We start from the raw sequence: 21,253 nt of genomic DNA, 5'->3' as shown, positions 1-21,253 counted from the left end.
CGACCTGACGAAGCTACCGAGCGGGGCAAGTGTTCATCCGCGGTTCGGGACGCGTTGCCTCCGCGACCGTAGGTTGCGGCCGTGAACGACTCCTCCAGACGGACCTTCCTGCGCGGTGCCGGGCTGCTCGGCGCCGGTGCGGCGGTCTCCGCATTGCCGACGCTCGGCGCCCCGGCCGCGTCGGCGACCTTCGGCCACCACGGCCCGGACGCCGAAGACGGCCGCTTCACCCTCGCGGTCCTGCCCGACACCCAGTACCTCTTCGACGCCGACCGCGGCGACCCGGCGCCACTGGACGCCACGCTGCGGTACGTCACCGGTGGCGACGAGAACATCGTCTTCCTGGCCCATCTCGGCGACCTCACCGAGAACGGGCAGCCGGGCGAGTTCGACCAGATCAGCCGGTCGTTCCAGCACCTCGACCGGCGCCGGTTCCCGTACAGCACGCTGGCAGGCAACCACGACATCGAGTCCTCGACCGACGACCAGCGCGGCCGCACGCCGTACCTCGACGCGTTCGGCCCGCGGCGGCAACGGGGTTCACGGACCTTCCGCGGTGCGAGCGCGGACGGCTACAACAGCCACCACGTGTTCCGCGCGGGCGGCCGCGAGTGGCTGCTGCTGGCGCTCGACTGGCGGCCGTCGGCGGGCGGGCTGGAGTGGGCGCGGTCGATACTCGCGCGGAACCCGCGGCTCCCGGCGATCCTGACCATCCACGAACTGGTCTGGTCCGACGAGGCCGGGCAGGCGCAGCTCTCGGAGTTCGGGCAGAAGGTGTGGGACGAGCTGATCGCCGGGAACGATCAGATCTTCCTGACCCTCAACGGGCACTACTGGCCGCCGGGCCGCGCGGTGAAGCGGAACAAGGCGGGCAACGACGTCCACCTGCACATCACCAACTACCAGGACCGCTACTACGGCGGCAGCGCGATGATCCGGCTCTACCGGTTCGACCTGGCGCGGAACGTGATCGACGTCCGCACGGTCTCGCCGTGGCTGGCCGATCAGGCGCCGCGGCTGAACGAGTTGCAACGCCAGGAGATCGAACGCACCGGCCCGGTGGACTACTTCAGCATGGAGATCGACTTCGAGCGCCGGTTCGCCGGCTTCGCGCCGGTCCCGGTCCCGCCCGCGCGGCCGGCCGAACGGCAGCTGATCCGCGGGACCGTCGCGTATTGGCGGTTCGAAGGGCGGGACGGCGCACCGGTCTCCGGCGTCCGAGACCTGTCCGGCCGGGGGAACGACCTGGTCCGGGTGACCCTGCCCGGCAGCCCGGCCGAAGCGCTGCGCTACTCCGGGGAGTTCTCCGGGCGGCAGCCGTCGAGGTCGAGCCTCCGGTTCGACGGCGGTAAGAAACCGGCTCGCGGGGCGTATCTGCGCACGGCGGACTCCGCGCCGATGAACGCGGAGACGTTCTCACGCGGTTACACCGTCGAGGCGTTTGTGAAGCTGCCCGAGGATTTCAAGGACGGCAAGCATTCCTGGGCCGCGCTTTTCGGCAGGCAGGGCTCCGGCGGCAAGGCAGGCAAGACCGGCGACGATCCCGATGAGCCCGCCGCGACACTGTCCCTTTCGGACGGTGCGGCGTTCCAGTGGGCGGTGTTCCCGGTGAACCAGAACGGGATCTCCACCTGCTGGGGGCACGAACTGGCGTTGCGGGAGTGGATCCACGTCGCCGCGGTCAACGACGGCAGGCGGACGACGCTCTACGTCGACGGCTGCCCGGTATTGCGTAATCCGAAGACGGCGGCCGCGGGGATCGCGAATCCCGGTGGGTCTTGGCTGATCGGCGCCTACGCCTACGACTCGATCGTCGAGCAGGCGTTCCACGGCTGGCTCGGCGACGTCCGGGTGGTGGGAAGGGCGCTGGAACCCCGCGAGTTCATGCTCGGCTGAGTTTCAGGCAGTGCGCGGTAATGGTGGATGTTCGTCCCCATTATCGCGCACCGTCGTTCCCGGCGAAAACCGGGGTTCCTCTTGACAACGGGTGGACAATAAAAAATCGGCGCTCGAATTAGATTCACTGATTCGCACGCCGAACTTGTCAGTAGTCTAAACGCTGTGAGGGACACTTGTCAAATCAGGGGTACGACGAGGAATTGCGAACCGAACGGGACTACATCGCGTCGCTCTACGGGCGGCTGGACGACGAACGCACGCGGGTGGGCAAGGCGTACGCCGGTGCGCTGCGGGGAGAAGGGTTCGTGCTTTCGGATCGCGAAGTCTCCGTCGGCACGAAAGCCCGCGAGATGGCGCGGCTGAAGATCGCCGACGAGGGCCTTTGTTTCGGCCGTTTGGACGCCCTTTCGGGAGAGCGGGTGTACGTCGGCAGGGTCGGCCTTTTCGACGACGAGAACGACTACGAACCCTTGCTGCTGGATTGGCGGGCGCCGGCGTCACGCGCGTTTTACTGCGCGACGGGCGCGTCGCCGGAGGGAATGTCGCGGCGCCGTCAGTTCCGCACTCTCGGCCGCCGGGTCCTCGACTTCACCGACGAGGTCTTCGGCCGTCCGAAAACGGCGGGGGAACGAGGCGACGTCGCGCTGCTGGCCGCGGTCAACGCGCCGCGCGGCGAGGGGATGCGGGACATCGTCGCGACGATCCAGGCCGAGCAGGACGAGATCATCCGGCTGGACCACGCCGGTGTCGTGGTCGTGGAGGGCGGACCCGGCACCGGCAAGACGGCGGTGGCGCTGCACCGGGTGGCGTACCTGCTGTACACGAAACGGGAGCGGATGGAACGCCGTGGCGTACTCGTGGTCGGGCCGAGCAGCGGCTTCCTCGACCACATCGGCCGCGTCCTGCCGTCGCTCGGGGAGACCAGTGCCGTCTTCGCGACGCCGGGGAGCCTCGTCGCGGGCCTGCGCGCCGAACGCGAGGATCCGCCGCGGGTCCAGCGGCTCAAGGGCTCGCTGGGGATCCTGGACGTGCTCGCGGCGGCGGTGACGGACCGGCAGGAACTGCCGTCCGAGCCGGAGCCGATCGAACTCGACGACGTCACCGTGCCGTTCGACGCCGAGGTCGCGGCGGCCGCGCGCGAGGTGGCCCGTGACAGCGGCCTGCTGCACAACGAGGCGAAGGCCGTCTTCGAACGTGAGGTGATCACCGCCCTCACCGAGCGCGCGGTCGACCGGATCGGCGACGGCTGGCTGCCGAAGGACGACAAGCACACCCGTCCGGAGATGCTGAAGAACATCCGGCGTGACCTGGAAGGCAGCGTGGGGCTCGGTGCGGTGCTGGACCGCCTGTGGCCGGTCTTGACGCCGCAGCGGCTGCTCGCCGACCTCTACGCCTCGCCGGAGCGGCTGCGGGCGGCCGGGGCCGATCCGGCGCTGCACCGCGAGGACGCGGCCGCGTGGACGGTGTCCGACGTGCCGTTGCTGGACGAAGCCGTCGAACTGCTCGGCTGGGACGACACCGCCGAGCGGCGGGCGGAGGAACGGCGGCGGCTGGAACAGCAGGAATACGCCGAGCGCGTGCTGGAACTCATCGAGGTCGAAGAAGACCACGACGACTACGAGTTCGCGCTCCGGCCGACGGACGTGCTGAAGGCGGAGGACCTGGCGGAGCGGTTCGCGAAACGCGACGACCGGGACCTGGCCGAACGCGCGGCCGCCGACCGGGAATGGACCTATGGCCACGTCGTGGTCGACGAGGCGCAAGAACTGTCCGAAATGGACTGGAGGGTGCTGATGCGGCGGTGCCCCAGCCGATCCTTCACCGTGGTCGGGGATCTCGCGCAGCGCCGTTCGCCGTCCGGTGCGCGGTCGTGGGACGCGATGCTCTCCCGGTACGTCGCCGACCGGTGGGTGTACCGGAAACTGACCGTCAACTACCGGACGCCGTCGGAGATCATGGCGGTGGCGGCTTCGCTGCTGGCGAGTTTCGCGCCGGACGTCGTGGCGCCGGAGTCGGTGCGGTCCTGCGGTGTACGGCCGTGGGCCCGCCGACTGTCCGAAGTGGACATGGAGGACGCCGTCGCGGAGTTCGTCCGCGAGGAATCGTCACGTGAGGGGACGTCGGTCGTCATCGGGCCGCCGGGGGTGCCGGGCGCGATCGCGCCGTCCGCGGCCAAAGGGCTGGAGTACGACGCCGTCCTGGTGGTGGAACCGCAGCGAATCCTGGCGGAGGGCCCGAGTGGTGAGGCGGAACTGTATGTCGCGCTGACAAGGGCGACGCAGCGGCTCGGGGTTTTGTACAGCGAGCCACTGCCGAAGGTCCTTCGCGGGCTCGACACCCGGCGGCGGACTCCGGACGCGTATCTGCGCTGCGTCTAGCCTTCCGCCGGTGCAATGAAGGGGCCTTTCATCGCGAAATTCGCGATGAAAGGCCCCTTCATTGCACTCAAGCCGCGGGTTCACCGCGTCAGGTTGCCCCAGGCGTATGTCTGTTTTGCGAGTTTCAGATACACCAAGGTTTCTGTGCTGATGACCCCCGGTATGGGCCGGATGTCATCGTTCAGCACACTCAAGAGGTGTTCGTCGTCCCGGCAGGCGACCTCGGCCAGAAGGTCGTAGGTGCCCGCGGTGAGTACGACGTAATGGACGTCCGGCAGCCCTGACAGCTGATCCGAGACCGAACGCGGATCGCCCTGGACCTTGATTCCGACCATCGCCTGACGGCCGAGGCCGACGTTGGTCGGATCCGTGACCGCGACGATCTGCATCGTCTCGTCCCGCAGCAGCCGCTGGACGCGTTGCCGCACGGCCCCTTCCGACAGGCCGACGGCCTTGGCCAGCGCCGTGAACGAAGCCCGCCCGTCGACTTGTAGCAGGGCGATCAAAGTGCGATCGGTGTTGTCCAGACCTCTAGGTGTGCGCTGCTCCATCTGCGCGCGTGGTTCGTCACCCATGCCGTCCCTCCCTTTGTTTCGGCATGCGATTCTTGTCGCGCAGCGTATCGATCAATGTCCAGAATGCTACCGCCGTTAAGTTGTTTGTCGCGATTCTCTTTCCCGGCGGCCACGTGCGCAGGATTCTGTCGTACGACAGGCGGACTGCCGGGTTTTTCGGACAGCGGGTCAGCCGAGGTCGCGTTTCAGCAGGTCTTCCTCGGTTTCCCGCCGGACGAGCAAGGTCGCGGTACCACCTGAGACGCCGACGATCGGCGGCCTGCCGACGAGGTTGTAATTCGAGGCGAGCGAGTGGTGATAGGCGCCGGTGCAGGGGACGGCGAGCAGATCGCCGGGGTGGACGTCGTCGGGGAGCGCCGGCCCGTCGGCGAGGACGTCGCCCGATTCGCAGTGCCGTCCGACCACCGTCATCGGCCGCCGGGCCGCGCGGCTGCGCCTGCCGATCAGGCGCGCGGTGTACGCCGCCCCGTAGAGCGCGGGCCGCGCGTTGTCGCTCATCCCGCCGTCGACGGCGACGAAGGTGCGCGAGCCGCGTTTCACCGCGCAGACCCGGTACACGGTGATCCCGGCCGGTCCGACGATCGCGCGGCCCGGCTCGATCGTCAGTTTCGGCGACGGGAAGCCGTGCGACGTGCATTCGTAGGCGAGGGCGACCCGCAGGCGGCGCACATAGCCGTCGATGTCGAAACCGGTGTCACCCGGCAGGTAACGGACGGCGTGCCCGCCGCCGAGGTCCAGTTCCCGCAGGGTGATGCCGTGGGTCTCGCGGAGCCGGACGAGTACGCCGACCATCTTGCGGGCGGCCAGTTCGTAGAAGTCCACACGGGACACTTGCGAGCCGATGTGGCAATGCAGCCCGGCGAGGCGGAGCCCCGGTTGCGCGAGCACGGCGGAGACTGCCCGGTCGAGGTTGTCACGGACCTCTTCACGCAGCGAGAACCCGAACTTCTGGCCTTCGGTGCCGGTGGTGATGGCCGCGTGCGTTCCGGCGGCGACATCCGGCGTCACCCGGATCAGCACCTGCTGCGCGCCGGTGGCGAGCGCGCCGAGCTGCTCGATCTCGTCGAGCGAGTCGACCACGATCCGGCGGACGCCGTAGGACAACGCGGCTTTGAGGTCTTCGGGGGTCTTCGCGTTGCCGTGCAGCAGGATCCGCTCGGCGGGGAAGCCGACCGACCGTGCCACGGCGATCTCGCCCGCCGAGCAGGTGTCGAGGGAAAGCCCTTCCTCGGCGACCCAGCGCAGGACCGCGCGGGTGCACAGCGCCTTGCTCGCGTACGCCACTTCGGCGTCGGGCATGGCCCGGCGGTAGGCGCGGGCGTTCTGCCGGACTTCGTCCTCGTCGAGCAGATACGCCGGTGTCCCGAACCTCGCGGCGAGGTGGGACACCGGCGCACCGGCGAACAGCAGTTCTCCGCCAGGACCGAGCCGGGTGCTCCGCGGCCAAACCCCCGGCTCGAGGTGGTCGGCGGCCTCGCAGCCGAGGCTGGGCAAGAGCTCGCTGAGCGTCACGGTTACCTCCGCGTCGATCGGTCAGTGCTCCGCCAGCACAACTCCGATCGGCCCGGCCCGGCCGCCCCGCCAACATCTCCCTGACGCCTTCAGCGGTCTCGCTGACGTGTTGTTAACGCACGGGTAACCGCGGTCACGCTCCTAGCGGACGGGCTCCGGGACGGTGTCGAGCGCCCGCACCATGTGCACGGCGAGGGAGAACGCCGCCTCGTTGGTGAGGTCGGTGTGTTCGTTGACGATCTTCTTCACGGTGTCGACCCGCATCTCGTAGCGGGAGACGGGGACGGTATCGGCGTTCATGGCGATCCTCTATTCGGTTGTTTCGGGTTTCGTGGCGCAGGTGCAACCGCGGCTGAACCCGCCGGCCGCGGTCGCGGTGCAGAACCGCCGGGCGATCGCGTCGTGCGCCGACAGCGGATGCGGGCAGTTCGGGCAGCGGTCGTCGGCGGCTGGTTCGGCGACGTCGCCGAGGGAGCGGGGGGCGGTCATCGCGCACCCACCGTCGCTTGAGCACGCAGCGGGGCCCCGACTTCGTGCAGATGTCTGAGGACGTAGCCGTAGGACGCCGCCCAGCCGCACTGCGCGTAGTCGATGCCGTGCTTCGCGCAGAACTCCCGCACGATCACCTGCGCGTGCTTGAGGTTCGGCCGCGCCATGCTCGGGAACAGGTGATGCTCGATCTGGTAGTTGAGCCCGCCGAGGGCGAAGTCCACGACCGGCCCGCCGCGCACGTTACGCGAGGTGAGGACTTGCTTGCGCAGGAAGTCGAGCTTGTGCCCGGCCGACAACGTGGGCATGCCCTTGTGGTTCGGGGCGAACGAGCAACCCATGTACACGCCCCAAAGGCACTGGTGCACGGCGATGAAGACGAAGCCGACACCGGGCGAGAGCACCACGAACACCGCGGTCAGGTACGCGGCGATGTGGGCGAGCATCAGCACGGATTCGAGTTTCCGCCGCTTGAAGCCGCGCTGGAAGATCGCCGTCACGCTGGACACGTGCAGATTCAGGCCTTCCAGCAACAGCAGAGGGAAGAACAGGAACGCCTGGTACTTCGCCATCCAGCGCAGGAAGCCGCGCCGTTCGGTGCCCTGGGCCTTGGTGAAGATCAGGGCGGCGAGGTTGACGTCCGGGTCTTCGTCCTCGTGGTTGGGGTTGGCGTGATGGCGGGTGTGCGTCCCGATCCACCAGCCGTAGCTGAGCCCGGTCAGTCCACCGTGGACGAATCCGGTGACGTCGTTCGCCTTGCGGCCGCGGAAGATCTGCTTGTGCCCGGCGTCGTGGCCGATGAAGGAGAGCTGGGTGAACATCATCGCGAAGAAGGCGGCGAGGAACAGCTGCCACCAGGAGTCCCCGAGGTGGGCGAACGCCACCCAGCCGCCCGCGAAGGCGAGCAGGTTCAGAGAGATCTTCGCCGCGTAGTACGCACGCCTGCGTTTGAGCAGCCCCGCGTCAATGACCAATTTGGACAGTTCAGCGAAGTCGCTGCCCTGCCTCGTCTGTGTGGAGGTCATGAAAGATCACACCGTTCTGGTCTCGTGAAAGTGGGCAATCCAGCAACGGGTTCGAAACACCGAAGAGGTCCGGTTCGGCCAAGAGAGGGCACTGGTACCACAACACGCCACGGACGCTCCGTGGTCTTCTTCCAGCGTCCCACGTCCGCCGGGCGGAAGCAATTCACCTGAACAGCACGAGATGGCGTACAGTCGAGGACATCGAGGGAAACTTCCCCCGGTTCCGTCCGGTCGCGAGGTTCGACCGGGGACAGGAGCACCGGCCAGACATCGTTTCCCTCGCGTTCATGGTCCCGCCGGCTTTGACCGGTGAGCAGCCGCCCGCCGCGCCGCACGGCGCGCCCCGAGGCGCCCATAAGGGCCAAGCCGCGATCGTCGATGGCCACGACCTCTGACCTGTCGCCGTATGCGCGCCCACCCCCGGCGGGCGCGCATACGGCCAGAAAATTCTTGGCGCAGGCCCCATTTACGGCACAAACCCAGCCGTGCCAACGCTTCCTTCACCACGCTCACGTTGTCGGCGTTGCCGCCCGCGCCTCTTCGAAGGGCCGGACGTGTTTCCAGACGGCCATCGCCGCACGGAAGTCTCCTTCCCGCAACGAACGGAACAGCTTCAGCGAGATCGATCACCCTCGCCCGCCCGGCCACGGTCTCGACCGTCACTTCGAAGCACTGTGGCGCCTCGGCCCCGTCCAGTGCGTAGAACTCGCCGGTGTTCCCGTTCGGTGTCACGACGTCGGTTGGCATGTCCGATCTGATATATGATGTGACGTCCCCTCGGTAACATGATGCGGCTGATGGGTCGTGCGTCCTGAAGGTTGGGACGCCCCGGTCCGGTTGTTTGCGACCGGGACGACACGCGTGCCCAGTACTTGGGGTAGGTCGCGGGTGCAACCGGCAGGCATGTTCCGCACGTCTTCTCCGCATGCGAAGACGATGGCTCTGGGGCACCCCGGCAAAACTGGTCCTGTTCGGCTTGGTGGTCGTGTTCCTGAACGCTTCGTGCGGCCCGCCGGCGCTGGGTGACTCGTTCACGGTCCGCCTCGGCGCCTGGGCCGTGCTCCCGGACGAAGACCTCTACCTCGGCTACCTCGCGGTGCGGGACGAACGGTGTGCGCCGGATGCCCTGTGCGTGTCCGCCGGGCGCGCGATCGTGACGGTTTCCTACGCCAAACCGTCGACCGGCCCGAGGGTGTCGTTCACGATGGACGCGGTCGACCCACGGCCGAAGACGCTCGGCGAGTACGAGGTCGACTACGTGACCCTTTCGCCCAATGCCGCCTTCCTCACCTTGCGCCTCAATCGAAGCGCGACGTCTACTTAGGACAGCGCGGCGAGGAAGACTTCGAGTTGTTCCACGACGAACGCGTGGTCATCGGCCTGGGGCAGTCCCGAGACGCCCACCGTGCCCACGGGACCCACGCCGTCGACGATCACCGGGAACACGCCGCCGTGTGCGGCGTACAGGTCCGGGTCGAGGCGGGAGTCGTCCTCGAACGTCGTGCCCTTGGCGCGGAACTGCTCGCCGACGAGGAACGAGCTGTGCCCGTAGCGGTCGACGACGCGGCTCTTGCGGTCGATCCACGCGTCGTTGTCGGCCGAAGTGCCCGGCAGCGCCGCGTGGAACAGCCGCTGTCCGCCGCGGCGCACGGAGACCGTCACCGGAAGGGCGCGGTCCCGTGCCGCCGCGAGCATGTGGGCGCCCAGCTCCAGCGCGGTCTCGTTGTCGAACCGGCGGAAGATCAGGCGCTCCTCCTGCGCGGCCAGGACGGCCAGGATGTCATCGCTCATGGCCGCCATTAAATCAACACTGTTGTGTAATGGCTACCGCAGTGCGTCCAAGGCGAAGGCGGCGTACATCGCGACGCCGTTCGCCATCGCGTCCTCGTCGAAGACCACCCGGTTCGAGTGGTTCGCCTCCACCGTGGCCAGGTCGGCGTCGGGCGGGCAGGCGCCGAGGAACGCGAAAGCACCCGGAACGCGTTGCAGGACATAGGAGAAGTCCTCCGCGCCCATCACCGGGTTCTCCATCGGCTCGGCTTTCCCGGCACCGAGCACCTCGGCCGCCAGCTCCAGCACCCGGGCCGCGATCCGCGGATCGTTGACCGTGACCGGATAGCCGGAGACGACTTCGGCGCTCACCCGGACGCCGTGCGCGGCGCCGATCGCCTCGCACACCTTCGGCAGTTCCTCGCGCACGAACGCCAGTGTCCGCTCGGACAGCGTGCGGATCGTGCCCTCCAGGAACGCCGTCTCCGGGATGATGTTCGTCGTCGTCCCCGTCTCGATGCGGGTGACCGAGACCACCGCGGGCTCGAACACGCTCACCTTGCGGGTCACCATCGTCTGCAGCGCGCCGACCATCGCCGCGGCGGCGGGCACCGGGTCGATGGCCTGATGCGGTGCCGAGCCGTGGCCGCCCCGGCCGGTGACCTTCACGTGGAAGCTGTTCGCCGACGCCATGATCGGCCCCGGCCGCGTCTGCACGATGCCGGACGCCACCTGGGTGAAGATGTGCAGGCCGAACGCCTTTTCGACGCGTTCGCCCGCGGCGTCGAGCACGCCCTCGTGGATCATGTGGCGCGCGCCGTGCTCGCCTTCCTCGCCGGGCTGGAACATGAACACGATCGACCCGGCCAGCTCGTCGGCGTGCCCGCTGAGCAGCCGCGCCGCCGACGCCAGCATCGCGACGTGGGTGTCGTGCCCGCAGGCGTGCATCGCGCCGTCGTCGTCGGAGGAGAAGTCGAGGCCGGTGTCCTCGTGGAGCGGCAGCGCGTCCATGTCGCCGCGGAGCAAGATCGCCGGGCCCTGCTTCCCGCCCCTGAGGACGGCGGTCAGCGATGTGGTCGATTTGCCCTCGGTGATCTCCAGTGGGAGGCCTTTGAGGGCCGCTTTGATCGAGGCCTGGGTTTTCGGCAGGTGGAGGCCGATCTCCGGATTCCGATGGATCTCTCGCCGGAGTTCTACGGTTTTCGTCTGGAGGGCGCGGGCTTCGGCCAGCAAACCGGCGAAGCGCGCATCGGGGAGGGTGGGCAGGTCGGTGGGTCCGGTCATGTCTCGATAGTGGCGCATGCGGCGCTTCGGGCGCACCGTGCGTGCGTTCCGAATGCGGGCGGAATACGGTGTGCGCATGGCGGTGCAAGAGCCGATCACGGGGTTCGCGGTGGCCGTGGTGCGGGAGGACGGTCGGTGGCGGTGCAGCTCTCTTGATCCAGGGGCGCTCGCCGAACTCGACGCTGCGATCACCGAGCTCGGCAAACTGCGTTCGACGGGTGCCGCTTTCGGGCTGCTGGCGATCGACGACGAGTTCTTCGTGATCGTCCGGCCGAGTCCCCGGGGCCCCTCGCTGCTGCTGTCCGACGCCGCGGCGGCGCTCGACTACGACATCGCCGCCGACGTCCTCGACGTGCTGAGAGTCGACCCGCCGGACGAGGACGACGACGCCGTCTGGCCCGAAGGCGACCTGGAGATCCTCACCGATCTCGGCCTCCCGGGGGCCGAACTCGAGGTGATCGTCGGCGAGGTCGACCTCTATCCGGACGAACAACTCCAGATGGTCGCGCAGCGGTGCGGATTCGCCGCCGAGTTCGCCAAGATCCTGGACGAGATCTGAGCCCCTCCGCCGCCGCCGCCGACATCGCCGCCGTCCAGGCGGCGATCGACGCGGCGCGGGGCGCGGGCGACGACGTGCCGATCGGCGCCGTCGTCCTGGCACCGGACGGGACCCCGCTCGCTTCCGCGCGCAACGCCCGCGAAGAACTCGGGGACCCGACGGCGCACGCGGAGATCCTCGCGCTGCGAGCCGCGTCCAAGATCTACGGCGACGGCTGGCGGCTCGAAGGCTGCACGCTCGCCGTGACGCTGGAGCCGTGCACGATGTGCGCGGGGGCGCTGGTGATGGCCAGGGTCGCGAAGCTCGTCTTCGGCGCCTGGGAGCCCAAGACCGGCGCCGTGGGGTCGCTGTGGGACGTCGTCCGCGACCGGCGGCTCAGTCACCGCGCGGAGGTCGTCGGCGGTGTGCTGGAGGCCGAGTGCGCGGCCCTGCTCGAAGACTTCTTCCACGGGCAACGGGGTAACCGCACCGGGTGACAAATGTGTCACGCCGTGCTCCCCGGGTATTCCCAGGGCAGGTGGCCGCAGACGGTGGCCGCCAGGCTAAGGAGGAACGTCCGCCATGAGCGTTTTCGACAAGGCGAAGGACAAGGCCGAGCAGGCCATCGGCACCGCCAAGGAGAAGCTCGGCGAGAAGACCGGCAACCAGGACATGGCGAACTCGGGCCGGGCCGACCAGACCGAGGGCGAGGCCAAGGAGGCCGGACACGACCTGCGCGACCGCGCCGAGGGTGCCGTGCAGGGCCTCAAGGACAAGTTCAACAAGTAAGCCTGACGCAGAAGAGCCGGTCTCCGTGGAGACCGGCTCTTCGCTGCGGTGGCGGTGGGATTTGAACCCACGGACGGTTATTAGCCGTCACACGATTTCGAGTCGTGCTCCTTCGGCCGCTCGGACACGCCACCGCCGAGAACAATACCGGAGGGCGTCGGTAGGCCTTCAGGGGGTCAAGGAAGCCGCGCGGTGATCTCGTCGATCGCCGCCGTCTGGTTCTCGACGATCTCCTGTGCCAACGCCTTCGTCTCGGCGTGCTCGCCCGACGACAGCACGGTCTTGGCCATCGCGACGCCGTTGCGCAGGTGTTCGGCCATCAGCGGGAGCCACGTCCTGTCGAACTCGCCGCCGGTCAGGTTCCGCAGCGAGGCGACCTGCCCCGAGGTGATCATCCCCGGCATCGAGTGCCCGGCGTGGCCTGCCGCGGGGAGCACGGCCGCGTTCCACGACTGGAGCCAGCCGGTCATCGTCTGGACCTCGGCCGACTCGGTCTTGATGATCTTGGCCGCGGTGGCCTTCACGAATTCGGACGCCGACCGCTCCGAAGCCAGGTTCGCGACCTGGATCGACTGCTGGTGATGCGGGACCATCTGCTGGGAGAACGTGATGTCGGCCTGGCTGGCGCCCTGGGCCGCCGGCGCGGCGCTCGTGGCCGCCGAGCAGCCCGCGAGCACCCAGGCGAGCAGCCCGAGCAGTGCCATCGGCAGTCGCCGTCGCATCGATACCTCCGTAGTCGTGGGGATCCGGCCCCTCCGCTTTGTGATACGGCTGTGACCTCCCGCCGGTTCAAAAACGGATTAGCCTCGGTGGGCATGACGGATCCGAAGACCGTGGTGACCGGTTTCCTTCAGGCTCTCGAAGAGCTCGACATCGACCGCGCGCTGAGCTTCGCGGCGATCGACATCGTCTACCAGAACGTCCCGCTTCCCCCGGCTCGCGGCCTCTCGGCGGTGGAGAAGCAGCTGCGCACCCTGGCCCGCTACGGCAGTGGGTTCGAGGCGCGCACGCACCACATCGCCGCCGACGGGCCGATCGTGCTCACCGAACGCACCGACGTCCTGCGGCGCGGTTCGTGGGAGGCCGAGTTCTGGGTGTGCGGCACGTTCGAAGTACGCGACGGCCGGATCGTGTTGTGGCGCGACTACTTCGACTGGACGACGTTCCTGGCCGCGAGTGCGAAGGGCGCCGGAAAGGCGGCCGTCGCCGGGGCGAAGTCGCTCGTCGGCAAGTACCGGGCACGGCAGGAGCTGGAGCGCTGAGGGCAAGAGCGTCTCAGGTACCTACCGCGGCTGCCCAGTGGCCGTGTCACGAAAGCCACTTTCGGGACATCAGACGTCGCGAAAGTGGCTTTCGCGACACCCGCGTCCGGCCGCGAGTAGAGGGCTACTTGCGGCACGGACCCCGGAAATGACACACCGCCGGTGTACGGGCTCCGTCCTCCCCCGACGGGTCCCGTGCACCGGCGGTGCGCCCCCAGTTCCCCCCGCTCACCCTCCCCGGTGAGCGTCAGAAGGTCATGTGCCGATCGCCGAGGTCGGCCTCCCGCAGCACGGTGTCGAGCCGTGCTCCGCTGAAGTGAGCCATCGGGCGGCCGCCGCGTTTCCGGTCGCGCAGCTCGACGGCCAGTGCGATCCCCAGCAGCAGGACCAGTGCCGTACCTGCGATGAGCCAGCCCATCGGGACACCTCCTCCGGCGACGTGAGGGAGGATTTTGTGTCCTCGCTCACGTCGCCAAAGGTAACTCCGGGAATGCCGGGTTGTACCCGGACTTGAGGTTCATTTAAGGCAGGGAAACTCGAATGGTCTATTTGCGCGGCGTCCCCGCGACGTAAATGTCACCGTCGGCCACGGAGACGTCACGCGCACTGGACGCGCCGGTCGCCAGAATGCGGGCAGGGTCCCGGAAACCGGTGATCACTTCGACGCGCTGGACCGGTTTCGGTGTGGTGATCAAGGTTTCCGGCTTCCAGACGCGTCCGTTCTCGAGCAAGAACGTTTCGATGTCCGGTCGTCCATCCCGGGTTCCGTAAACGCGCCACGTGCCGCCATTGAGTGGTTCGATCTCACGCAATCGGAGTCCATTCGCGACTTCGCGCACTTCCCAGTTCCAGCCGTTCCACGCGCCCGCGAAATCGCGCGGCGAGCCCGCGGCGTCGAACTGGAACCAGGTGACGACCGGCTTTCCGTCGCGTTGCGTGCCGACCTGGAGGATGTAGTCCGGCGACTTGAGCCCGCCGGGGAGTTCGAGCGGGGTTTCGACGACCTTGAGGTACCGCTCCTGCTCGGCGTCGTCGACCTGGGTGCCGAGGTCGTGGCCCGCCGCGGAGAAGAAACGCAGGGTACGGACGTCGAACGACAGGTAGTAGACGTTCCGGTGGTAGACGTCGTGTTCGTGCTGCGAAGGCCCGCCGCCCGCGAGCGTGTAGACGAACTGGATCCGCCCGGACGACGGCAGGTACCGCGGCTGGCCGACGTAGATCTCGTCCATGTGGTCGGCCCGGCCCAGTGAGCCGAACGCCCACTGCTTCCCGGTCAGCCGCACGGAGTTCTTCCACGTCCTCCCGTTGTCGCGGGACACGATGTACTTCATCGGGCGGAAGTCGGGGTTCGCGTTCGGATCGAGCTCGTTGGTCGTCTCCCGGTAGAACATGAACAACGTGCCGTCGATGGTCTTGACGGGCATCGGGTAACTCGCCGAGTCACCCGCGGTGACCTCGGTGTCGGTCCAGGTTCCCTCCAGCGAATGAGCGAGCGGCGCGCGGCTGATCACGGTGCGCGTGTTGTGCATGCCGCGGAAGATCAGCAGGTGGCCGTCGCCGGCGAGCAGCATCGTCGGGTAGTTGTGCGGATCGGACTCGCCGTCGGCGATCTTCTTCGGCGCGGTCCAGTCGCCGGTGCGATGGTCGTAGGCCTGGACATAGGTGTCCGCGGCCTTGCCGGACCACGAGATGAAGGTCTTGCGCGCGACCGGGTCGTAGGTGCCGCCCGCGTTCGGCCGCCGGTCGGTGCGGGACGCGACCGTGCTCGCCGGGGTCATCACCTCGAACGCGGCCTTGTCCGGCGGCTTGGCCGCCGCCGGGGTCACGAGACTCGCCGTGACGAGGGGGATGAGCGCGTAAAGAAGTCCGCGCATGAAGACGCCTCCTGGGTGTGCAGGCGGCGGATCTCGATCCTCTCACGGGGACTACGGGCGTCACGAATCGTTGTCTGGTCGTCTTCCTCATTTCACTTGTTCGGGGGAGTATTCCTCGACCGATCTTGCGAAGAGGGGACTCAGCGTGACCACATCCCGCCGTGCTGCCAGGAGACGGGCCCTGACCGTGGCCGTCACCTCCGGCCTGGTCGTGAGCGGTGCTGCCATCGCAGCCGCTCCGGCCGCGCTCGCCGCGCCCAGCGCCGACGCCGTGATCGCCGAGGTCTACGGCGGTGGCGGCAACTCGGGCGCCACGCTGACCAGTGACTTCGTCGAACTCGCCAACCGCGGCGCGGCCGCCGTGAGCCTCGACGGGTTCAGCGTCCAGTACGCGCCCGCGTCGGGGAACAGCTGGCAGGTCACGCCGCTGACCGGCAGTGTCGCGCCGGGCGCGCGCTACCTCGTCGCGCAGGCGAAGGGCGCCGGCGGCACCGTCGCCCTGCCGACGCCGGACGCCACCGGCGCGATCCCGCTGTCCGCGACGGCGGGCACCATCGCGCTTGTCCAGGGCACCTCGGCGCTGACTTGCAGGACCGCCGCCGACTGCGCGGCCGACGCGCGGATCAAGGACCTGGTCGGCTTCGGTGGCGCCACCATCCGCGAGGGGGCCGCTGCCGCCGCGCCGTCCAACACCGCCTCCGTCGCCAGGGGGACGGCGCTGTCGGACACCGACGACAACGCGGCCGACTTCACCTCGGGCGCGCCAACGCCGACCAACGGCAAGGGTGAGACGCCGGGCGAGACCGGCCCGCCGCCGGTGACCGCGAAGATCCACGACATCCAGGGCAGCACGCGGATCTCGCCGGTCAAGGACCGGAAGGTCGCCGGGGTCACCGGCGTCGTGACCGCGATCCGCGGCTTCGGTTCGGCGCGCGGGTTCTGGATCACCGACACCGCTCCCGACGCCGACCCGCGCACCAGCGAGGGCCTGTTCGTCTTCACCGGCTTGACCACGCCCGCCGTGACCGTCGGCGACGCGGTGACCGCCTCCGGCACCGTCCGCGAGTTCTACCCGGACGCGCCCGCGACTTCGCCGTACCAATCGCTGACCGAGCTGACGAGTGCACAGTGGACGGTCGATTCGAGCGGGAACGCGCTGCCCGCCGCGACCGTTGTCACGCCGGAGTCGGTCCCGGACACCGTCGCGCCCGCACCGGGCGGCAGCATCGAACCGCTGCCGCTGGAGCCCGCGAAGTACTCGCTGGACTTCTGGGAGACGCACGAAAGCGAGATCGTCAGCGTCTCCGACGCACGCGTCGTCGGCCCGACGTCGTCGTTCAACGAGCTTTACGTGACCACCAAACCGAAGCAGAACCCGAGCGTGCGCGGCGGCGCGGTGTACCTGGACTACGACCGGCTCAACACCGGCGTGCTCAAGGTCGCTTCGCTGATCCCGTTCGCCGAGGTGCCGTTCCCGAAGGTCAACACCGGTGACGTGCTCACCGGCGTGACCTCCGGCCCGGTCGAGTACAGCAACTTCGGCGGCTACACGCTGTTCGCGACAAAGCTGGGCGCGACCAAGGACAACGGGCTGAAGCGCGAGAGCACCCGTGCTCAGCGCGGCGGCGAGCTTTCGGTGGCGACCTACAACGTCGAGAACCTGTCCGCTTCGGACAGTGCGGAGAAGTTCGGCGAGCTGGCCAAGGCCATCGCCGTCAACCTGGCGAAGCCGGACATCCTGAACCTGGAAGAGATCCAGGACAACAACGGGCCGATCAACGACGGCACCGTCGCCGCGGAGCAGACGCTCCGGAAGTTCGTCGACGCGATCGTCGCCGCCGGTGGCCCGCGTTACGAGTGGCGCCAGATCGACCCGGAGAACGGCAAGGACGGCGGCCAGCCGGGTGGCAACATCCGCGTCGGCTTCCTGTTCAACCCGGCTCGGGTGTCCTTTGTGGATCGGCCGGGCGGCACCGCGACCACTCCCGTCGACGTGGTCAAGGAACGCGGCAAGACCCATCTGACCGTCTCGCCCGGCCGGGTCGACCCGGCGAACGAGGCGTGGGGGGCCAGCCGCAAGCCGCTGGTCGGCGAGTTCGTCTTCCAGGGCCGTACCGTGTTCGTCATCGCGAACCACTTCAACTCCAAGGGCGGCGACCAGCCGACCCACGGCCGCAACCAGCCGCCGGTCCGGAGTTCCGAGGTGCAGCGGGTCAAGCAGGCGACCGTGCTGCGCGGGTTCGTCGACAAGGTGCTCGCGGCGGACAAGAACGCGAACATCGTGGTCGCCGGTGACATCAACGACTACCCGTTCTCGCCTGCCGTGCAAACGCTCACCGCGGGCGGAGCGCTGAAGGACCTCATCGCTTCGCTGCCGGAAAACGAGCGGTACAGCTACGTTTTCGAAGGCCAGTCGCAAGTGCTGGACCACATCCTGACGTCGAAGGCGCCGCGCGGGCTCGACTACGACGTCGTCCACCTGAACGCCGAGTTCGCGCAGCAGGCGAGCGACCACGACCCGCAGGTGCTGCGGTTCCGGCCGAGCGCGGGCAACCCGGTCCAGGACGCGTTCTACGACCTGGCGGACTACCTGGAGAAGGTCCTCGGCCCGTACTTCCCGAAGCCGTAACCCACGCAATTCGTCCTCTAGTTGCGGTAGTTGCCCTGCGCAAGGACCGCAACTAGAGGACGAAACGCGGCGCCCCGACCACCTGTACCAGCACTGACCTGGGAGACGCCGTCTAGGAGCGTTTCGCGCGCCAGCCCAGGGAGAGGACGGCCTGCACGAGTTCCTGGTAGCTCGGCTTGACCTCTTCCAGGTACCGCTCCAGATACCCGGGCCGCGCGGTCGGGACCGGTTGCGGGGCTTCGTCGTCCGGCAGCCAGGCGAGGCCTTCGACGTTGTGCTGAGCCATCTTCCACCAGCGGGAGGCCCGGTCGACGGCGCGCTGCTCGCGTTCGGCGGCGTTCGCGACGGCCTGGTGGGCCTCGGCGAGCCGGGCCTCCAGTTCGTCCGCGCGGCCGATCTCCCAGTTGCGCAGGTTTTCCGCCGAAGCCCGCGCGAGGCCGACGATCTCCTTGTACCGCATGGCCGCGGTCATGCCGTCATCCATCGAGAAGCCCTTCCGGACGCTGGAACGGGATGATCACCTCGGGGGCGCCGTGGGTGGTGCGGTCGAAGAACAGCGCGCGACCCGGCCGCGGCGACCAGTGCACGACCTGGCCGGCGGCGAACGGCGACAGTTCGTTGCCCTGGACGTCCAGTGCCGCCCAGGAGCCGATGTCGTCGGTGCCCGCGAAACCGAGCGTGTCCTTCAACCGGGCGATGCTGCGCCACCAGCCGATGGTGTGGACGCCGTGTGCCGGACCCTGCTTCAGCAGTACCCGCAACTGGTCCAAGCCGCTCTTCACCTGCCCGGGCGCCTTGACCTCCAGCGCGGGAATCGAGGCGTCGACGCCGTACAGCAGCAGGATTTTCGGAGTGTCCAAAGAGGACAGTTTCTCCGCGATATCGATTACCCGGGCGGGCAAATCGTCTTCCAGCGAGACGCGGTGTCCCTCCGTGCGCAGCCGCTCGGCCAAGTCGGTCACCGCGGAGAGGCACGCTTCGATGGGACACGAGAGCACGAACTCGACCGAATCGTCGTGATGCTGGCGAGCCAGTGAGCGTGCGGCGGAGTCCATGATGGACAGTGCCTCCGCCGTGGCCGCGCCGAGTACGGCGACATTCCGTCCCGGGGCCTTCGGCAGCTCGACCCCGCACGCGGCCTCGTCGACGTCGATGGACTGACCCAGCAGCGCCCGCGGTTTCTTCGTCGGCTTCAAATCGTTGAACGCCGGGAACTGTTCCAGCACCGGGGAATGCGCCCCGTCGAACAGCCGGGGCCGCTTGAACGAATCCGAGTACCGCTCCCAAAGCCGGTGCTGCAGCTTGACGAAGACGTCCTTGCTGCTCGCGTCCGGTACGTGGGCGAGCTGGTTCCCGTGCGCCACACCGGAATCGTGGTTGATCACCGCATGCCACTTCGGCGCCGAGACCGCCGCGTTGTTGGTCTCGGACAGCACGCGCCGCGCCTTCGGCATCGCGATCCGCAGCGTGCACTGCTCGAACACCGCCGGTTTGCCCCAGAAGGCCTCGATCCCGGCGACGTCCTGGCTCGCCAGTACCAGGTGGATGCCCTGCGACCGCCCTCGCCGCGCGATGTCCTCCAGCAGCTGGGTCGCGGTCGCCGTCACGCCGTCGCGGCCGGCGAACAGGTACTGGAACTCGTCGATCACCGCGACGATCCGCGGCCAGTGCCCGCCGGGGTCCTGTTCGCGCAGGTCCGCGAGGTTGGTGACCTCGTGCTGTTTCGCCGCGGCGGACCGGCGGCGCAGCTCGTCGGCGAGGTACCGCAGCAGCGCCAGGCCGAACTCGCGGTCGGTGTTGACGTTGACCCCGATGAGTTTGGCGTGCGGCAGCCAGCTGGCGTCCCGCCGCCCCGGCGCGAGCCCGGCGAACGACACGCCTTCCTTGAAGTCCAGCAGGTACAGCGCGAGCTCGTCCGGCGAGTACCGCGCCGCGAAGCTGCCGAGCAGCGAGTACAGGAAGTTCGTCTTCCCCGAACCGCTCGGCCCGCCGATGAGCACGTGCGGGCTGGCGTCGCCGATGACGACCTCCACCGCCTCACCCTCGAAGAACCCGACCGGCGCCCGCAGTTCGCGCGCCGAACTCTCCTTGCCCAGTTCGGTGGGCAGGAGGTCGGCGAACGAGCGGGGCCCGCCCTGTTTGGCGATCAGCGCCTCGGCGATCCGCCCGGCGGCCCGGATGACCTGTCCGGACGGCATCGGCGGATCGAGGTCGACGACCAGGTCCGTACCGGTCATGCTGCTGATCGCGCGGCGGTCGTCGAGCAGGCTCAAGGTTTCCACCGACGTCGACAGCGTGGTCGGCACGTCGATCATGATCAGGCAGATCCCGGCGGCAAGAGCCCCGGTGGCGACGCGTTTCAGCTCGCGGGCGCGCTCCGGTTCGAGGGTTTCCCCGTTACCGTAGAGCACCGCGACCCGGAACGGTTCGACGCGCTGGCCGCTCGCCTGCCGGATCTCCCGCAGCGACGTGTGCCCCGCCTGCATCCCGGTCGCGTGGATGCGGCGGATGTGCCCGGCCAGTTCGTCGAGGAGGTCTTCGAGCCGCCCTGGGTCGTACAGCTTGAGCGCGCTCGTGCGGCTCAGCGGGTAGAGGTCGGGCAGAATCGCGGTCAGCTGACCGACGTCCCACAGGTGGACGCGCACCGCGCCGGGTTCGAAGGTGCTCAGCACCCGCATCAGCAGGTTCTGCACGATGCCGTCCACCGCGGCCCGGGTCTTCGGTGCCGACGTGATGGACAGGTGCGACTCGTCGAGCAGGGGTATCGCGACGTCGAAGCTGCGCGGAACGTCCTTGCCCGGCACGGTCGCCGAGCCGACGCGCCACAGCCCCGGCGCGGTGATGCCGGGATTTCCGCCGACGCGGCCGAGCCAGTTGCCCGGCTGCTGCCCCGCCGGTCCCGGCGCGTTGTTCGTGACCAGGTCGCGCAAGGCGTTCGGCCCGGCTTCCCAGCCCGAGTAGAACTGGCCCCGCACGTTGCCGAGCAGGGTGAAGACCTCGGTGGCGGCGGGATGGCGCGACCATTCCGCGTGCTGCTCCGAGGTGGAGTTGTTCATCCCCACCCGGACGATGTGCTGTTCCAGTTCCAGCTTGGCCAGTTCCGCCTCGGCGGCTTGACGGGCACCGGCGGCGGACCCGAGGACGAGTCCGATCTGGTGCCGGACCCGTTCCAGCGCCGTGACGACCCGATTGCGCTGTTCGCTCGCTTTGCTGCCCATGCCGGCTCGCC

The 21,253-nt window shown here is 68.6% G+C and carries 20 protein-coding genes and 1 tRNA gene; 8 read left to right on the top strand and 13 right to left on the bottom strand.

All coding sequences use genetic code 11. The features are described 5' to 3' along the window. Nucleotides 1–81: 81 nt before the first annotated feature. Together BS329_RS05530 and helR are read left to right on the top strand one after the other, a co-directional pair. A complete protein-coding gene (locus tag BS329_RS05530) occupies nt 82–1,896 on the top strand; it encodes a LamG-like jellyroll fold domain-containing protein (RefSeq protein ID WP_076156162.1) in 1,815 nt (604 codons plus the stop codon). A gap of 176 nt (nt 1,897–2,072) precedes the next feature. Next, on the top strand, nt 2,073–4,277 hold the full coding sequence (gene helR / locus BS329_RS05525) for an RNA polymerase recycling motor ATPase HelR (protein ID WP_279628128.1): 2,205 nt from the start codon (nt 2,073–2,075) through the stop codon (nt 4,275–4,277). Nucleotides 4,278–4,357: 80 nt separating this feature from the next. On the opposite strand, the gene BS329_RS05520 is transcribed toward helR, so the two are convergent. The 5 genes from BS329_RS05520 to BS329_RS05505 form a co-directional block, all read right to left on the bottom strand. After that, nucleotides 4,358–4,852, bottom strand: a complete 495-nt coding sequence (locus BS329_RS05520; RefSeq protein ID WP_076156159.1) for an Lrp/AsnC family transcriptional regulator — start codon at nt 4,850–4,852, stop codon at nt 4,358–4,360. A gap of 168 nt (nt 4,853–5,020) precedes the next feature. Further along, nucleotides 5,021–6,364: a diaminopimelate decarboxylase gene (lysA, locus tag BS329_RS05515; RefSeq protein ID WP_076156157.1), complete on the bottom strand. Its 1,344-nt coding sequence runs from the start codon at nt 6,362–6,364 to the stop codon at nt 5,021–5,023. 141 nt (nt 6,365–6,505) lie between these two features. Then, entirely contained in the window at nt 6,506–6,664 is a 159-nt protein-coding gene (locus BS329_RS43780) for a DUF6307 family protein (RefSeq protein WP_167479986.1), read from the bottom strand. 9 nt (nt 6,665–6,673) lie between these two features. Continuing rightward, nucleotides 6,674–6,853: an RGCVC family protein gene (locus tag BS329_RS05510; RefSeq protein ID WP_076156156.1), complete on the bottom strand. Its 180-nt coding sequence runs from the start codon at nt 6,851–6,853 to the stop codon at nt 6,674–6,676. Beyond that, entirely contained in the window at nt 6,850–7,878 is a 1,029-nt protein-coding gene (locus BS329_RS05505; RefSeq protein ID WP_076156155.1) for a fatty acid desaturase family protein, read from the bottom strand. Before BS329_RS05505 ends, BS329_RS05510 begins: the two co-directional genes overlap by 4 nt. A 925-nt stretch (nt 7,879–8,803) precedes the next feature. Here BS329_RS05505 and BS329_RS05495 point away from each other — a divergent pair. Continuing rightward, nucleotides 8,804–9,202 carry a hypothetical protein gene (locus BS329_RS05495; RefSeq protein WP_076156154.1) on the top strand — a complete coding sequence of 133 codons (399 nt, stop codon included), beginning with the start codon at nt 8,804–8,806 and terminating at the stop codon, nt 9,200–9,202. On the opposite strand, the gene BS329_RS05490 is transcribed toward BS329_RS05495, so the two are convergent. Both BS329_RS05490 and BS329_RS05485 read right to left on the bottom strand, forming a co-directional pair. Then, a complete protein-coding gene (locus BS329_RS05490) occupies nt 9,199–9,669 on the bottom strand; it encodes a heme-degrading domain-containing protein (protein WP_076156152.1) in 471 nt (156 codons plus the stop codon). The genes BS329_RS05495 and BS329_RS05490 overlap by 4 nt on opposite strands. Nucleotides 9,670–9,702: 33 nt before the next feature. Next, nucleotides 9,703–10,932 carry a M20 metallopeptidase family protein gene (locus tag BS329_RS05485; protein ID WP_076156888.1) on the bottom strand — a complete coding sequence of 410 codons (1,230 nt, stop codon included), beginning with the start codon at nt 10,930–10,932 and terminating at the stop codon, nt 9,703–9,705. A 76-nt stretch (nt 10,933–11,008) separates the two neighbouring features. Here BS329_RS05485 and BS329_RS05480 point away from each other — a divergent pair, with 76 nt between their 5' ends. The 3 genes from BS329_RS05480 (at nt 11,009) to BS329_RS05470 (ending at nt 12,259) form a co-directional block, all read left to right on the top strand. Next, nucleotides 11,009–11,491 carry a tRNA adenosine deaminase-associated protein gene (locus BS329_RS05480; RefSeq protein WP_207898780.1) on the top strand — a complete coding sequence of 161 codons (483 nt, stop codon included), beginning with the start codon at nt 11,009–11,011 and terminating at the stop codon, nt 11,489–11,491. 23 nt (nt 11,492–11,514) lie between these two features. Continuing rightward, on the top strand, nt 11,515–11,967 hold the full coding sequence (locus BS329_RS05475; RefSeq protein WP_076156886.1) for a nucleoside deaminase: 453 nt from the start codon (nt 11,515–11,517) through the stop codon (nt 11,965–11,967). A gap of 85 nt (nt 11,968–12,052) precedes the next feature. Continuing rightward, nucleotides 12,053–12,259 carry a CsbD family protein gene (locus tag BS329_RS05470; RefSeq protein ID WP_076156149.1) on the top strand — a complete coding sequence of 69 codons (207 nt, stop codon included), beginning with the start codon at nt 12,053–12,055 and terminating at the stop codon, nt 12,257–12,259. Nucleotides 12,260–12,305: 46 nt separating this feature from the next. On the opposite strand, the gene BS329_RS05465 is transcribed toward BS329_RS05470, so the two are convergent. Next, nucleotides 12,306–12,393, bottom strand: a tRNA-Ser gene (locus BS329_RS05465). A 42-nt stretch (nt 12,394–12,435) separates the two neighbouring features. Continuing rightward, nucleotides 12,436–12,981, bottom strand: coding sequence for a DUF305 domain-containing protein (locus BS329_RS05460; RefSeq protein WP_076156148.1), 546 nt, complete (start codon nt 12,979–12,981; stop codon nt 12,436–12,438). Nucleotides 12,982–13,074: 93 nt separating this feature from the next. On the opposite strand from BS329_RS05460, the gene BS329_RS05455 reads away from it, so the two are divergent. After that, on the top strand, nt 13,075–13,521 hold the full coding sequence (locus BS329_RS05455; protein WP_208619149.1) for a limonene-1,2-epoxide hydrolase family protein: 447 nt from the start codon (nt 13,075–13,077) through the stop codon (nt 13,519–13,521). Nucleotides 13,522–13,768: 247 nt separating this feature from the next. On the opposite strand, the gene BS329_RS43775 is transcribed toward BS329_RS05455, so the two are convergent. Next, complete coding sequence (locus BS329_RS43775; RefSeq protein ID WP_167479985.1) at nt 13,769–13,939, bottom strand: hypothetical protein; 171 nt, start codon at nt 13,937–13,939, stop codon at nt 13,769–13,771. Between the two features lie 127 nt (nt 13,940–14,066). Next, nucleotides 14,067–15,395, bottom strand: coding sequence for a BNR-4 repeat-containing protein (locus tag BS329_RS05450; RefSeq protein WP_076156146.1), 1,329 nt, complete (start codon nt 15,393–15,395; stop codon nt 14,067–14,069). A 145-nt stretch (nt 15,396–15,540) separates the two neighbouring features. On the opposite strand from BS329_RS05450, the gene BS329_RS05445 reads away from it, so the two are divergent. Beyond that, nucleotides 15,541–18,024 carry an endonuclease/exonuclease/phosphatase family protein gene (locus BS329_RS05445; RefSeq protein WP_076156145.1) on the top strand — a complete coding sequence of 828 codons (2,484 nt, stop codon included), beginning with the start codon at nt 15,541–15,543 and terminating at the stop codon, nt 18,022–18,024. A gap of 112 nt (nt 18,025–18,136) precedes the next feature. On the opposite strand, the gene BS329_RS05440 is transcribed toward BS329_RS05445, so the two are convergent. Both BS329_RS05440 and BS329_RS05435 read right to left on the bottom strand, forming a co-directional pair. Beyond that, the gene (locus BS329_RS05440; protein WP_076156143.1) at nt 18,137–18,508 is read right to left on the bottom strand and encodes a hypothetical protein; all 372 of its coding nucleotides are present in this window, start codon (nt 18,506–18,508) and stop codon (nt 18,137–18,139) included. Beyond that, on the bottom strand, nt 18,501–21,242 hold the full coding sequence (locus tag BS329_RS05435; protein ID WP_076156141.1) for an FtsK/SpoIIIE domain-containing protein: 2,742 nt from the start codon (nt 21,240–21,242) through the stop codon (nt 18,501–18,503). The genes BS329_RS05440 and BS329_RS05435 overlap by 8 nt, the downstream gene beginning before the upstream one ends. Between the last annotated feature and the right edge of the window lie 11 nt (nt 21,243–21,253).

Origin of the sequence: Amycolatopsis coloradensis (assembly GCF_001953865.1) — a bacterium.
Classification (GTDB): Bacteria; Actinomycetota; Actinomycetes; order Mycobacteriales; family Pseudonocardiaceae; genus Amycolatopsis; species Amycolatopsis coloradensis.
The sequence above is the reverse complement of the archived record's forward strand: the minus strand, read 5'-3'. Positions and strand labels throughout refer to the sequence as shown.

Excerpts from the sequence above, each read along its gene's own strand:
- BS329_RS05520 (WP_076156159.1), bottom strand. The coding sequence starts at position 4,852 with ATGGGTGACGAACCACGCGCGCAGATGGAGCAGCGCACACCTAGAGGT.
- BS329_RS43780 (WP_167479986.1), bottom strand. The coding sequence starts at position 6,664 with ATGAACGCCGATACCGTCCCCGTCTCCCGCTACGAGATGCGGGTCGAC.
- BS329_RS05510 (WP_076156156.1), bottom strand. The coding sequence starts at position 6,853 with ATGACCGCCCCCCGCTCCCTCGGCGACGTCGCCGAACCAGCCGCCGAC.
- BS329_RS05505 (WP_076156155.1), bottom strand. The coding sequence starts at position 7,878 with ATGACCTCCACACAGACGAGGCAGGGCAGCGACTTCGCTGAACTGTCC.
- BS329_RS05495 (WP_076156154.1), top strand. The coding sequence starts at position 8,804 with ATGCGAAGACGATGGCTCTGGGGCACCCCGGCAAAACTGGTCCTGTTC.
- BS329_RS05490 (WP_076156152.1), bottom strand. The coding sequence starts at position 9,669 with ATGAGCGATGACATCCTGGCCGTCCTGGCCGCGCAGGAGGAGCGCCTG.
- BS329_RS05485 (WP_076156888.1), bottom strand. The coding sequence starts at position 10,932 with ATGACCGGACCCACCGACCTGCCCACCCTCCCCGATGCGCGCTTCGCC.
- BS329_RS05480 (WP_207898780.1), top strand. The coding sequence starts at position 11,009 with ATGGCGGTGCAAGAGCCGATCACGGGGTTCGCGGTGGCCGTGGTGCGG.
- BS329_RS05470 (WP_076156149.1), top strand. The coding sequence starts at position 12,053 with ATGAGCGTTTTCGACAAGGCGAAGGACAAGGCCGAGCAGGCCATCGGC.
- BS329_RS05460 (WP_076156148.1), bottom strand. The coding sequence starts at position 12,981 with ATGCGACGGCGACTGCCGATGGCACTGCTCGGGCTGCTCGCCTGGGTG.
- BS329_RS05455 (WP_208619149.1), top strand. The coding sequence starts at position 13,075 with ATGACGGATCCGAAGACCGTGGTGACCGGTTTCCTTCAGGCTCTCGAA.
- BS329_RS43775 (WP_167479985.1), bottom strand. The coding sequence starts at position 13,939 with ATGGGCTGGCTCATCGCAGGTACGGCACTGGTCCTGCTGCTGGGGATC.
- BS329_RS05450 (WP_076156146.1), bottom strand. The coding sequence starts at position 15,395 with ATGCGCGGACTTCTTTACGCGCTCATCCCCCTCGTCACGGCGAGTCTC.
- BS329_RS05440 (WP_076156143.1), bottom strand. The coding sequence starts at position 18,508 with ATGGATGACGGCATGACCGCGGCCATGCGGTACAAGGAGATCGTCGGC.
- BS329_RS05435 (WP_076156141.1), bottom strand. The coding sequence starts at position 21,242 with ATGGGCAGCAAAGCGAGCGAACAGCGCAATCGGGTCGTCACGGCGCTG.